12 protein-coding genes are annotated in these 12,799 nt (G+C 63.5%); 3 read left to right on the top strand and 9 right to left on the bottom strand.

From position 1 onward, the window contains the following. Positions 1–173: 173 nt before the first annotated feature. Positions 174–494, top strand: a complete 321-nt coding sequence (locus ABZE94_RS14955; protein WP_372876293.1) for an isochorismate lyase — start codon at positions 174–176, stop codon at positions 492–494. Between the two features lie 495 nt (positions 495–989). Here ABZE94_RS14955 and ehuA read toward each other — a convergent pair whose 3' ends face one another. The 9 genes from ehuA to ABZE94_RS14910 form a co-directional block, all read right to left on the bottom strand. Further along, complete coding sequence (gene ehuA / locus ABZE94_RS14950; protein ID WP_372876292.1) at positions 990–1,769, bottom strand: ectoine/hydroxyectoine ABC transporter ATP-binding protein EhuA; 780 nt, start codon at positions 1,767–1,769, stop codon at positions 990–992. Beyond that, positions 1,766–2,458, bottom strand: a complete 693-nt coding sequence (ehuD, locus tag ABZE94_RS14945) for an ectoine/hydroxyectoine ABC transporter permease subunit EhuD (RefSeq protein WP_372876291.1) — start codon at positions 2,456–2,458, stop codon at positions 1,766–1,768. Before ehuD ends, ehuA begins: the two co-directional genes overlap by 4 nt. Beyond that, the gene (gene ehuC / locus ABZE94_RS14940; protein ID WP_372876290.1) at positions 2,458–3,108 is read right to left on the bottom strand and encodes an ectoine/hydroxyectoine ABC transporter permease subunit EhuC; all 651 of its coding nucleotides are present in this window, start codon (positions 3,106–3,108) and stop codon (positions 2,458–2,460) included. The genes ehuD and ehuC overlap by 1 nt, the downstream gene beginning before the upstream one ends. Positions 3,109–3,180: 72 nt before the next feature. Then, on the bottom strand, positions 3,181–4,050 hold the full coding sequence (ehuB, locus tag ABZE94_RS14935) for an ectoine/hydroxyectoine ABC transporter substrate-binding protein EhuB (protein ID WP_372876289.1): 870 nt from the start codon (positions 4,048–4,050) through the stop codon (positions 3,181–3,183). A gap of 397 nt (positions 4,051–4,447) precedes the next feature. Beyond that, the gene (locus tag ABZE94_RS14930; RefSeq protein ID WP_372876288.1) at positions 4,448–4,867 is read right to left on the bottom strand and encodes a group 1 truncated hemoglobin; all 420 of its coding nucleotides are present in this window, start codon (positions 4,865–4,867) and stop codon (positions 4,448–4,450) included. Positions 4,868–4,869: 2 nt separating this feature from the next. Then, the gene (locus ABZE94_RS14925; protein ID WP_372876287.1) at positions 4,870–5,730 is read right to left on the bottom strand and encodes a DUF3034 family protein; all 861 of its coding nucleotides are present in this window, start codon (positions 5,728–5,730) and stop codon (positions 4,870–4,872) included. 4 nt (positions 5,731–5,734) lie between these two features. Then, positions 5,735–8,077: a putative bifunctional diguanylate cyclase/phosphodiesterase gene (locus tag ABZE94_RS14920; protein WP_372876286.1), complete on the bottom strand. Its 2,343-nt coding sequence runs from the start codon at positions 8,075–8,077 to the stop codon at positions 5,735–5,737. After that, entirely contained in the window at positions 8,064–8,756 is a 693-nt protein-coding gene (locus ABZE94_RS14915; RefSeq protein ID WP_372876285.1) for a methylamine utilization protein, read from the bottom strand. The genes ABZE94_RS14920 and ABZE94_RS14915 overlap by 14 nt, the downstream gene beginning before the upstream one ends. A 142-nt stretch (positions 8,757–8,898) precedes the next feature. Next, entirely contained in the window at positions 8,899–9,651 is a 753-nt protein-coding gene (locus tag ABZE94_RS14910) for a helix-turn-helix domain-containing protein (protein WP_372876284.1), read from the bottom strand. 278 nt (positions 9,652–9,929) lie between these two features. On the opposite strand from ABZE94_RS14910, the gene ABZE94_RS14905 reads away from it, so the two are divergent. Further along, the gene (locus ABZE94_RS14905; protein ID WP_372876283.1) at positions 9,930–10,646 is read left to right on the top strand and encodes a hypothetical protein; all 717 of its coding nucleotides are present in this window, start codon (positions 9,930–9,932) and stop codon (positions 10,644–10,646) included. A gap of 57 nt (positions 10,647–10,703) precedes the next feature. Beyond that, a partial coding sequence (gene lon / locus ABZE94_RS14900) for an endopeptidase La (RefSeq protein WP_372876282.1) occupies positions 10,704–12,799 on the top strand: 2,096 nt, incomplete at its 3' end.

The raw sequence follows: 12,799 nt of genomic DNA, 5'->3' as shown, positions 1-12,799 counted from the left end.
ATTTGTTTCTATTGGCCCACTTTTATATATCATTGTAAAGGCCGTCTCAAAAGAAGGCGTGCCAGCCAATGCATAACAAGTCGCTCAAATCGCTCACTTCGTTCGCTGGGACGGCGTGCCGCCGCCCCTTAGCTTAATCGTCATGCCCATCAATCTAAACCGGAGCTGTATACTTGGAAGTAGTAAATTATTTGGCCCCTGATGAATGTGCTGGTATGGAGGACATTCGCAGAGAGATTGATCTTCTCGACCAGGCCGTTATAAAGATGCTGGGCATACGTTTCAAGTATGTTTTGGCCGCGTCACGGTTCAAAACATCGGAAACATCTGTGCGTGCGCCCGAACGTTTCCAGGCTATGTTGAGCAAACGTCGAGAGTGGGCCGAATCTGAAGGTCTAAGCCCGGATGCAATCGAGAGGCTCTACACTGACCTGGTCAATCACTTCATCGACGAAGAAGTGCATCGTTGGAAGTCTCATCAGTCAGGGACATAACGAATGCGTAGAGGTCGCGGCTTCGCGCGCCCTATTTCGGGCTTTGACGCCATGCAGTAATTGCCAGCGCCTCTATCTTGCGGCCCACCACAGACGTGGGCGGGTTGTATGGGTACACCAGGTACCCTGGCGAAATGTCAGCAACAGTCAGCCGCTCCCGGGCCTCGACTCGGGCTGACCATGCGGCGATAGCCCTGGCCGGCAACATGCAAACAGATGGCCGCGAGGGCGCCAGCCGACACCTGGGCTGCGCTCCCGTTAACGGCGTCTCGCTGCAAACCGTTCGTTGGGTATCGCTGCGCTCAACACCAACCTACGAGACGCGCTATGTTCCGAGCAACCGTCTCGAGCAATCCGCAGTCCGTAGAGTCACTCGCCGCAGGCAGTGCAGCATTGGTTCACAGGCGGGTTGTCGCTGCGCTCCGAAGCCGCCCTACCCATAGCAAGAGCCCCCCGTCATGGCGCTCGCCTACTGCGAGCGTTTTTCACACCCTCTCATGCCTCCGGATGGAGAACGGCATGGAGGAATGCCTTGGTGCGCTCGTTCTTCGGTTCGGTGAAGATCTGCTCGGGCGTGCCCTCCTCGCGAATTGCGCCCTGGTCGAAGAAACACACCCGGTCGGAGATACGCCGCGCGAAGTCCATTTCGTGGGTCACCAGCAGCATGGTCAGGTCGTGCTCCTCGGCCAGGCGCTGGATGACCTTGAGCACCTCGCCCACCAGCTCCGGGTCCAGCGCGCTGGTCGGCTCGTCGAACAGCATGACCTGCGGGCGCATGGCCAGGGCCCGGGCGATCCCGACCCGTTGTTGCTGGCCGCCGGACAGTTGCGGCGGAAACTTGTCGGCCTGATCGGTCAGCCCGACCATTTCCAGCAGCTCATCGGCCCGCTCGTTGGCTTCCTTGCGGGACATGCGGAGGACCCTGACCGGTGCTTCGGTGAGGTTGCGCCGCACCGTCATGTGCGGGAACAGGTTGAACTGCTGGAACACCATGCCCAGGTTGCGGCGCATCTCGCGCAGGTGGGCTTCGCTGGCCGGCACCAGTTGGCCGTTCTTTTCCTCATGCCAGAGGGGCTTGCCGTCCACGTAGACGATGCCGGCGTTGATCGGCTCGAGGGTCATCAGCACCCGCAATACGGTGGACTTGCCCGAGCCGGAGGGGCCGATGATGGTGACCTTTTCCCCCCGTTTCACCTCGAAATTAAGGTTGTCGAGGCAGGTGAAGTCACCAAAGCGCTTGGTCACGTTCTCGAAGCGAACCAGGGTATCTGTCATTTCAGCGGTATCCCACGTTTAGGCAAACGGACATCCAGGATCCGCACCAGGTAGGCGGCCAGGAGGGTCAGGATCAGGTAGAGCGCGCCGACCATGGTCAGCGGGATCATGTACTGGAAGGTGCGGTCGCCGATGATCTTCGCGACGCTGAGCATCTCCAGCACCGTCACCACCGACAGCACCGGCACATCCTTCATGATGGAGATCATGTAATTGCCCAGCGCCGGGATGATCCGCGGCAGCGCCTGCGGCAGGATCACCTTGATGAAGGTATGCGCCGGCGGCAGGTTCAGCGCCCTCGCCGCTTCGCGTTGGCCGCGGGACACGGCTTCCAGCCCGGCCCGATAGACCTCCGACATATAGGCGCTGTACTGCACGCCGAGCGCCACCGCGCCAGTCATGAACGCCGGCAGCAGCAGCCCGTATTCGGGCAGCACGAAGTACAGGAAGTACAGCTGCACCAGCAGTGGCGTGTCGCGGAAGAATTCGACGATGAACATGGTCGGCCAGGAGACCAGCCGCGAGGGCACGCCGCGCAGTGCCGCGAAGATCAGCCCGAGGATGGCCGCGATGACGAAGCCCAGCGCGGCCGCCTGCAGGGTGACGATCATGCCGCGCAGGAGAATCGGCAGGATGGAGATGGCGAAGGCCCAGGGCGAGCTGGTATCCCAATAGTAGCCGAACAGCATCAGCGAGCCCCCGCTCTGCGCCAGCGTCCGACCCGATGCTCGACCAGTTTCATCAGGGCGCTCAGCACCAGGGCGAGGCCGAAATAGATGAACAGGGTCAGGCTGTAGATGGTCGTGCTGTCCTGGGTGAGATTGCGCAGGTTTTCCGCGCGGAAGGCCAGGTCGCTGAGGGTGATCAGCGACACCAGTGCCGTGTCCTTGAGGTTTTGCACCGCCAGGTTACCGAAGGGCGGCATCATTTCCGGCAGCGCCTGTGGCAAGGCGATACGCCACATGGTCTGGCGCGCGGTGAAATTCAAGGCCTTGGCGGCCTCGAGTTGGGTCTTGTGCACGGACTGCACGGCGCCACGGACGACTTCGGCACCATAGGCCCCGATGTTCAGCGACAATGCCACAACCCCGGCAGTGAACGGTGACAGGTGCACCCCCAGCAACGGCAGGGCAAAGAAGATCCAGAACATCTGCACCAGCAGCGAGGTGCCGCGGAAAATCTCGATATAGGAGACGGAAACAGCTTTCAGCAGGGGGTTGGCGGAAAGGCGACCCAAGCCGAAAACGAAGGAACAGAGGGCACCTGCCAGGGTCGACCAGAACGTCAGCTCCACAGTGACCCATGCCCCCAGCATCAGGGTCGGCAGATAGTCCCACATGGACTGTGCACCTCCAGACGATATCGGAGTAGGAGGCAAGGCGCCGCGACAGCAGCGGCGGCGCCACTTGCCTTATTCGGCGCTACACAGCTCTTCGGTGGTTTTGGCGAACGAGCCCTGGATATCGGCGGGCGTGAAGCCGTACTTCTGCAGGATTTTCTTCCAGTCGTCGGTTTGCTTGAATTTGCTCAGTTCCGCGTTGAAGGCATCGCGAAATTCCTTGGAGCTATTGGCGAAGGTAAACCCGCCCCAGCTGCGTACTTCGCTGCCGTCGATAACCGGGTCTTCGAACGGATCGGCCAGGGTCACCGCATCGCTCATCTCGGCCAGATTGCTGGCGGTCAGGCCGGTGGCGGCATAGGCCGCGGCGCGGCCGGTGGAGACGGTGGAGATGGCATCGGAGTTACTGTTGATGGTGACCATGTTCGACTCGGGCACACCCAGTTTCTGCAGCATCTCGAGCTGGTCGGCGCCAGCCATGATGGCCACTTTCATATCGCCCTCGGCGAACTGCTTGTAGGCATGCAGGTCATGGGGATTGCCCTCCTGCACCAGCAAGCCTTCGCCGTAACTGGTATTGGGCTCGGAATAGATCACCGCCTTGCAGCGCTCGGGCAGGATCGCCATCTCTGCCGCCACCATGTCGAACCGATTGGCCTTGAGCCCCGGAATCAGCGAGCCGAACTGGGTCACGACCCATTGCACCTCATCGATGCCCATGCGCTTGAGGACTGCCTTGGCCACGATCGGCCCCGCCCCTTCCGCTTCACCCTGGGCGTTGATGTAGCCATAAGGAATTTCATTGGCCACGGCAACGTTGACGAAGCCCTTTTCTTTCGCCTCCTGCAATGAAATCGCGCTGGCGCTGACTGCAAACAAGCCACCGAGTACCGCGGTAAGTGTTCCGATGAGAAACTTCGATCTGGAATTAATGGTTCGCATCATCTTTCCCTTATATTCTGGTTTTTGTCATACAGACTCGCGCAGCGATGCAACTCAACTGACATTGATCGAAGGCAAGTCTTGGACAGGAATGCTTTGATGTCAAACCACTGACCGCTTCAATGTAAAAACTGCGAGCGCAGTCAGGCACAGGCATAAGACCTCATACACCTGGGCGGGCCACTGGGCGCTTCAGAAACTCCTGCAATTCAGGGTCTTGGCAGGCCGCGGCCGAGTTGATCCTTGAGCACCCAGTTTGCTGCGCGACAGCGCGGCGTAAGGACGACGGGGGATCTCCTGCGCGACCACCGCGAACCGCCGATGCTAGCGACTGCTGTGATCCCGCCTGGGCCGTTTTAACGCCGCATCGGCAACGTAGGTGGTTTTCAACGGCCTGCTAGCGCTCGATCACCTGGCCGCGCATTGGCACCAAGCGTGCCAGCAGGCGGTTCTGCGCCGGCGTGGCGATGCCTTCGGCGTCCATGGCGTCCTGCAGGTTTTCCACCAAGGCATTGAAATCGCTGCGGGTAAGATTCTGGCCCTTGTGGCTTTCTTCCATGCTGTCGCCGGTGTAGGAGCAGGGGCCGCCGGCCTCGACGCAAATCTGTTCGACCAGTTTGTCGCGCAGACGCACGATGTCGATATTCTCGAAGTGACGGACGATGCGCTGGTCCCTGGCGATATTAAGCAGCATGCCTTCGACGATACGGGTGATGCCTGGCTGTTCGCCCAAGGCGCGGTACAGGCTGTCATCCGTTGGCGCGCGCTGGGCACAGGCGGCCAGGCTCAATGACATGACCAGCAGCAAAATGCGCATAGCTAGAAACTCCCCTGCACGGACAGGTAGGCAGCGTTCTGGCTATCCAGACCGGCGATCTCTCCGAGGCGCGCGTAGGCCAGCACCAGCGCCAGGTTCTTGCTGGGAAAGTAGCCGAGAAACAGGTCGGCCCAATCGCTTTCACCCGCGAAGCTGAGGTTGTCCGGCTTCTCGCGGTATTCGATACCGAGCGCCCAGTGACGGTCGAGCAGTACGGCGATCGAACCTTCCTTGAGCAGCGAGTGCCGGTCGCTGCGGTCGCCGCCGAAGCCAAGTAGGCCCAGTTCGTTGGCACGGCTATAGCGCAAGCCACCGTTGAGCAGCAGGTTGTAGCCGAAGGCGCCGCCGAGAATCAGCCGACTGGCGGTGAGGTAGCCTTCTGTGTCTGCGCTGCGCTGGGCGCCGACCAGGCTGGGGATGAGAAAATCCTTCTGCCGCTTGTGCTGGACACCGAGCGATAGCTGGGGCACTTGCCCGTAGATCAGGTCGCCGAACAGCCGCAGTTTCACCCCGAAAATATCCTGGCTCAGGCTGCTCTGCGGCAGATTGAGAGCACGCGCCAGGTTGCCCAGGTCGAAGCGTTGGCGCGCATAGGATAATTCAACACGGTTGCCAAACGACGCCGCCACTCCCGCCGCATCCAGGCGGTAGTCCGGCGTTTCCACTCGGGTGGCGAACACATCGCCCCCCCACTCACCACGCTCGCCATAACCGGACAGCACCGCCCACGGGGTGATGCCGCCACCTGCCGCACCTTCCAGGCTGCTCGCACCGCCAGTGGCCAACAGGCGGCCCTGATCGGCAACGGCCTGGAGCGAGCACAGACTGACTATCGCAACGCCAAGCCATTGTGAGTAATGCATAGCCTCAAGACACCTTCAGAGCGGCAGTCGGCAACGGCTGGGCGAGCCAGGCCTCGAAGGCCTCGGCCGGCAGCGGCCGGCTGATCAGGTAGCCCTGGGCAGTGTCGCATTGCCAGTGTTCGAGCAAGCGCAGGCTGCAGGCCAGCTCGACGCCCTCGGCGACTACCTTGAGACCCAGACTGTGGCTCATCTCGATGGTCGAGCGGACGATCACCGCGTCTTCGCTGGCGTCATCGAGATCGCGGATAAACGACTGGTCGATTTTCAGCTCCTGCACCGGCATGCGCTTGAGCTGGGTCAGCGAGGAATAGCCGGTGCCGAAATCGTCCACCGACAGGCTAATGCCGAGTTCGCGCAGGTCATCCAGCACCTGCAACGCCAGCGTCGGATTGACCATCACCCCGCTCTCGGTGACCTCGAAAATCAGTTGCTCGGCCGGCACCTGGTAGCGCTTCAGCAAGCGGCCGACCCGGCTCGGCAACTTGGGATCGATCAGATCCTCGGTGGAGATATTCAGCGACAGCTGGATGCGCAGGCCACGGCCGTTCCACTCGCACAACTGCCGCAGGGACTCCTCGATCACCCAGGCGGTGAGGCTCTGGATGCTGCCGGTGCGCTCGGCCAGGGGAATGAATTCGCCCGGCGAAATCATGCCCAGTTGCGGATGCTGCCAGCGCAGCAGGGCTTCGGCCTGACGCACCTGGCCGGCGGCGATATCCAGCTTGGGCTGGTAGTGCAGCAGCAGTTCGGCGTTATCGGGGGCCAGGCGCAGGTCGCGAATCAGACGGAACTGCCGCTGGTGCGCGGCGTCGCGGCCACGCTCGTACATCTGCAGGCGCCCGGGCAGTTGCGCGGCGTCCTGCATGGCGATACTGGCGCGGCGCAGCAGGTCGTCCGCGGTGTCGCCATCGGCCGGGTAGGCGGCGATGCCGACACAGCAATCCAGCACGACCTCCTGATTGCCGATCTGCAGGGGCCGGCTGAGCAATTGCTGCAAGCGGTCGCCGACCACTATCGCGCTGTCGCCGTCGCTGTTTTCCAGCAACAGCAGCAGCTCGCTGGTCATCAACTGAGCCAGGCTGTCGCCGGGGCGCAGGCTGGCTTGCAGGCGTTGACTGAGCTGCTGCAGGGCCAGATCGCTGGCGCCCGGCCCACAGCTGTCGTTGAGCGTGCGCAAGTTGCCGACGCCGACATACAGCAGCGCGGTTGGCCGCTCGGCGGCGATCGCACTGCCGAGCCGTTCCTGCGCCAGGGTGCGGTTGGGCAGGCCGGTCAACGCATCATGCAGGGCGTTGTGCGCCAGTTGCCGCTCACGCTCGGCAATGCCCTGCTGCATGTGCTGAAACGCCTTGGCCAGGCTGCCCAGCTCGTCGCTGCGGTGCAGTTCGAGGGGCACCTGGTAATCGCCCTGGCCCACCCGCTCGGCCACGGCCGCCAGGCGCTGTACCGGCTTGGAGATAGTGCGCGCCAGCAGCAAGGCACCGCCCAGCGAGGCCAGCAGCGCAGCCAGGGCAATCAACAGGATATTGCGATCGAGCGGGGCAAAGGCCTGCTGGGCCTGGGTCATGGATTTGTGCAGCAGGGCCTGGACCTGAAAGTCAGCGCCACTGGCGAGGACCAGGCGCTGACCGAGATAGCGCTCCGCGCCAACCAGCATCATATTGTCGCCAGCGACTGGCTCAGCCGTCATGTCGTCCTGCAGCAAGGCCTGCGTCGAGGCCGGCAAGGTGCTGATCCAGATCGCCGGCCGGCCATCCTGGCTGGCGACCAGGGTCAGCTCGAGCAGGGTCAGGTCGCGTAGCTCGCGGGCGAAGGTTTGGTCGACCTGGAAGCCCATCATCACCCGCGCGATCGGCAGCGGGGTGCTGACCGTGGCCTGCACCAGCAGGTAGATGCTGTCGCCGATCGGCATCAGGAAAATCTGCTCGCCCGCGCGTTGCTGCGCCATCACCCGGGCACTCAGGCGCGCGGCGGTCTGCCCGCTGATCCGCGGGTCGGTGCTCACTTTCAGGCTGCCATCGAGGCCGAGCATCATCACCGCGTCGGCATCGATCCGGGCGCCATGGTTGGCCAGCGCCGAGCGAATGGTTGCGCTATCGCCGCTGGCCACCGCCGTCTTGAAACCGAAGTCGGCGGCCAGCACCTGCACCGCGTCGTGCAGTTGCCGACCGCGCACATCGAGCAGTTGCTCGAAGACCCGGGTACCGACACCCAGCTGTTCCCGCGCCTGGCTGCGCACGGCCACGTTGGTGGCGGCCTGCACGGCGAAATACAGGGCGCCGACCACCACCAGCAACAGCAAGATCAGCACACTGGCAATGCGCGCCTGAAAACTACCGGGCAGCATCGCGCGTCGCGTTCTTGAAAGCATCGCCAAAGGCACTCGCGGGCCCCTGTGGCGGAGCGACAACGGTGGATGCCTGCAGGGCCAGGGTAAAGCGCTGCTGGGTTTGCAGTTCGCCGAGCACCTGCGTGCCTGCAGCCTGCGGCAGCATGTCGGGAGCCTGCGGGTGCCACAGACTGACGGCGTAACTGCCGACCGGCAAGCTATCGAGCTGCACCTTGCCCTGGGCGTCGCTCACCGCGAACCAGGGATCGTCGGTGACATAGACATAGCCGACCATCCAGTCGTGAATATTGCAGCCGAGTACCACCGCACCCGGCTTGTCGAACAGCACCGGCTCGCTGGGCGTGCCCTGGTACAGGCGCAGCTCGAACCGCTTGGTCGGGGAGAAAGAATAGACGTGGTGACGGATATTATCGCTGTTGGGAAAAGCCACCCTGGTGCCGCTACGCACCGCCAGCACATTGGGCACGAACTGCTTGGCTTGTTGATCCATCAGCGCCGACAGCGGCTCGGCCTCCGCGCCCAGGGGCCCGCGTAAGGTCAGTACCGCACCCGCCAATGGCTGGCCCTGGGCATCGACCAGCTCGGCCTGCAGGCTGGCGGCCCACAGCGCCGGGCTGATCGAGCAGAGCATGGCCAGCAAGCCAGCGCGCAATAGATCGAGAAAACGTTTGCTCATGGGCTCACTCATGTTCGGCGTCTACTGCACCGCGATAGCTATACCCGCCTTCCCGGCGGCCCTGGTTGAATCTCGACAAGACTAGCCGGACGCGCGCAGAAGATCACGCATTAGCGTTGCTGCAACCTTCGGCGATTGCGCGTTACTGGGCGGCACGCACCCGCTTGGGAGTCAGCCCCAGGTAGCGGCGCATGGCGTTGGTCAGCGCGCTCTGGCTGGAGAAACCGCATTCCTCGGCGATGCGGATCAAGGGCAGGCCGCTCTCGCGCAACAGCCGGGAAGCACTGTCGAGGCGGGTTTTCAGCAGGTATTGATGGGGGGTCAGGCCGACGCTGTCCTTGAACTGCGCATGAAAATGGCTCGGACTGAGACAGGCGACCTGGGCCAGCTCGGCGACACTGATGCGCCGCGCCAGGTGCTCGACGATGTAGTCGTCCAGTCGTTCCAGATTGAGCGCCCCCTGCACCCGCGCGGCTTGCTCGCCGAACAGGCGCAGGTGCAGCGCACGCAGCAGCACGCCACCGAGGGCGCGCGCCAGCAGCGGGTCGCTGCCATAGCGTTCCAGCTCGGCACCGGCGTAGCTCAGCAGGTTCTGGAAGTCGGCGTCCAGTTGCGGGTAACGCGGCGTCTCGAACAGATGGGTAAGCAGGGCCAGGTCTTCGCTGGAGGTGCCCTGCTCATCCAGGTCGATGATCAGCATGCGGTTGTCGCCCATGCCGGCGAACTGGTGATCGGCATCGCCGGGCACCAGGCAGGCGCGCATGCGACACACCTCGCCGCCACGGCCGTTGACTTCGAACTCCGCACGGCCGGTCAGCGACAGCACCAACTGGTGGTGGTCGTGGGTGTGTTCGTGGGCCTGGTCATCCAGGCGCAGCAGGCGCGCTTTGAGCATTGCAACGACAATTCCAGAACGTGTACTGGCACTTTAACCAGTTGTGCGGGTTGCCGTCACCCCCTGCGACCAGCGGCGGGCAGGCGCCTGCGGTTCTTTGCAGCACAAGCGCCCGATCGCGCACCAAAACGGCCGAAACGACCTTCTTCCGCACAAAAATAGAGCACTAATCCTGGCCATGACCGGACACGACTGCGGCCGCACCGGGTTTTCCAGCAACTGGCAGGAGTGTTGCTTGCACTCCCCCAATGCACTTTGTGCCCACCCAGGAATCACCAATGGAACTCAGCATCGCCCTGGCCCTGGCCGCGGGCCTGTTTCTGCTCGGGCAGTGGCTCAGCCAGCGCGCCACTCGCCGCCACCAGCAGGCACTCGGCCAGCTGCAAAGCACTACCCTGCTGCGCACCCTCGAACTGCTGCAGACCCTGCAGAAGCATCGCGGCCTGGGGGCGCAGCAGGACATCGTCAGCGTCAGTCAGCGCAACGCCCTGGCCCGTCAGCTCGACCAGCTCTGGCTGAACTGGCCAGGCCCCAGCCTGCAACTGCCGCCGCTGCAGCAGGACTGGCCGCAGCTGCGGCGCAATCCCGCCGACTTCGAGGCCCACAGCCGCATGATCGAAGCCCTGCTGACGGTCATCGAGCAACTCGAGGAGCGCCTGAGCCTGCGCGACTCGCCGGCACTGCATGGCCTGGGGCCGGCATTCCGTCATCTGGAAGACCTGGCGCGCCTGCGCGGCCTGGCGATGCGCGCGGCCAACTACAGCCACTGCCCGGCCGGGCTGCAACAGCAGATGCGCGAGCTGTGCCAGCAGCTCGACGACCCCGCCCACACGGAACCCCTGCACGGCCTGCTGCAACGCCTGCAGCAGGAGCTGATAGCGACACCCCAGGCACGCCTGGCGCCCAGCGATTACTTTGCCCTGCTCACCCCGCTGATCGACGCTCGCTTGAGCGACTTGCGCCATGCTCTCGAGAGCCGCATCGCAGCGAGCTGATTGAAATGCGCCATGCGGTGCCCCATGTTGCAGTTAACGTGCAACTACAGGTGCCGCATGAACGAGCCACAGGACATCGAAATCGTCGCAGACCAAGCCAGCGAAACCGAGCATGATCGCCGCAGCGACCAGGGCCTGGCGTTGCCCGATCAGCAGTTGCCCGACAAGCTGTATGTGATCCCGATCCACAACCGGCCCTTCTTCCCCGCCCAGGTGCTGCCGGTCATCGTCAACCAGGACCCCTGGGGCAAGACCCTGGAACGCGTATCCAATACCGCGCACAAGTGCCTGGCGCTGTTCTTCATGGACAACCCACCGGCAGACGGCGCCAGCTTCGACCCCGACAGCCTGCCCGCACACGGCACCCTGGTGCGGGTGCACCACGCCAGCGAGGAAGGCGGCAAACTGCAATTCGTCGCCCAGGGCCTGACCCGCGTGCGCATCCGCGGCTGGCTCAGCCGCAAGCCGCCTTACCTGGCGGAAGTCGAATACCCGAAGAGCCCGGCCGACCCGCGCGACGAGGTCAAGGCCTATGGCATGGCGCTGATCAATGCGATCAAGGAGCTGTTGCCGCTCAACCCGCTGTACAACGAAGAACTGAAGAACTACCTGAACCGCTTCAGCCCCAACGACCCCGGGCCGCTGACCGACTTCGCCGCCGCCCTGACCAGTGCCCCCGGCAAGGAGTTGCAGGAAGTGCTGGATACCGTGCCGATGCTCAAGCGCATGGAGAAGGTCCTGCCGCTGCTGCGCAAGGAAGTGGAAGTCGGGCGCCTGCAGAAAGAGCTGTCGGCGGAGGTCAATCGGCAGATCGGCGAGCGCCAGCGCGAGTTCTTCCTCAAGGAGCAGCTGAAGATCATTCAGCAGGAACTGGGCCTGAGCAAGGACGATCGCAGCGCCGACATCGAGCAGTTCGAGCTGCGCCTGGAGGGCAAGACCCTGCCCGAACAGGCGCGCAAGCGCATCGACGAAGAACTCAACAAGCTGTCGATCCTCGAGACCGGCTCGCCCGAGTACGCGGTCACCCGCAACTACCTGGACTGGGCCACCGTGCTGCCCTGGGGCGTGTTCGGCAAGGACAAGCTCGATCTCAGGCACGCGCGCCAGGTGCTCGATGCGCACCACGCGGGGATGGACGACATCAAGGATCGGATCACCGAGTTTCTCGCCGTCGGCGCCTTCAAGGGCGAGATCGCCGGCTCCATCGTCTTGCTGGTCGGCCCGCCCGGCGTGGGCAAGACCAGCATCGGCAAATCGATCGCCGAATCCCTCGGCCGGCCGTTCTACCGCTTCAGCGTCGGCGGCATGCGCGACGAGGCCGAGATCAAGGGCCACCGGCGCACCTATATCGGCGCCCTGCCCGGCAAGCTGGTGCAGGCGCTGAAAGAGGTCGAGGTGATGAACCCGGTGATCATGCTCGACGAAATCGACAAGCTCAGCAGCAGCTACCAGGGCGACCCGGCCTCGGCGCTGCTGGAGACCCTCGACCCGGAGCAGAACGTCGCATTCCTCGACCACTACCTGGATCTGCGCCTGGACCTGTCCAAGGTGCTGTTCATCTGCACCGCCAACACCCTGGACTCGATCCCCGCCCCCCTGCTCGACCGCATGGAGGTGATCCGTCTGTCCGGCTACATCACCGAGGAAAAGCTGACCATCGCCAAGCGCCACCTGTGGCCCAAGCAGCTGGCCAAGGCCGGCGTACCGAAGCATCGCCTGGCCATCAGCGATGCCGCACTGAAGGTGCTGATCGAGGGCTACGCCCGGGAAGCCGGGGTACGCCAGCTGGAAAAACAGCTCGGCAAGCTGGTGCGCAAGGCGGTGGTCAAGCTGCTCGACGACCCCGCGAGCACCGTCAGGATCGGCCCCAAGGATCTGGAGGCCAATCTGGGCATGCCGCTGTTCCGCCGCGAACAGGTGCTGTCCGGGGTCGGTGTGATTACCGGCCTGGCCTGGACCAGCATGGGCGGCGCGACACTGCCGATCGAGGCGACGCGCATCCACACCCTCAATCGCGGCTTCAAGCTCACCGGCCAGCTCGGCGAGGTGATGAAGGAATCGGCGGAAATCGCCCACAGCTACATCAGCTCGCACCTGAAACAGTTCGGCGGCGACCCGAAGTTCTTCGACCAGGCCTTCGTCCACCTGCATGT

The sequence above is a fragment of the Pseudomonas sp. genome, from assembly GCF_041601375.1.
Classification (GTDB): Bacteria; Pseudomonadota; Gammaproteobacteria; order Pseudomonadales; family Pseudomonadaceae; genus Aquipseudomonas.
This window is presented reverse-complemented; position numbering and strand designations above follow the sequence as displayed.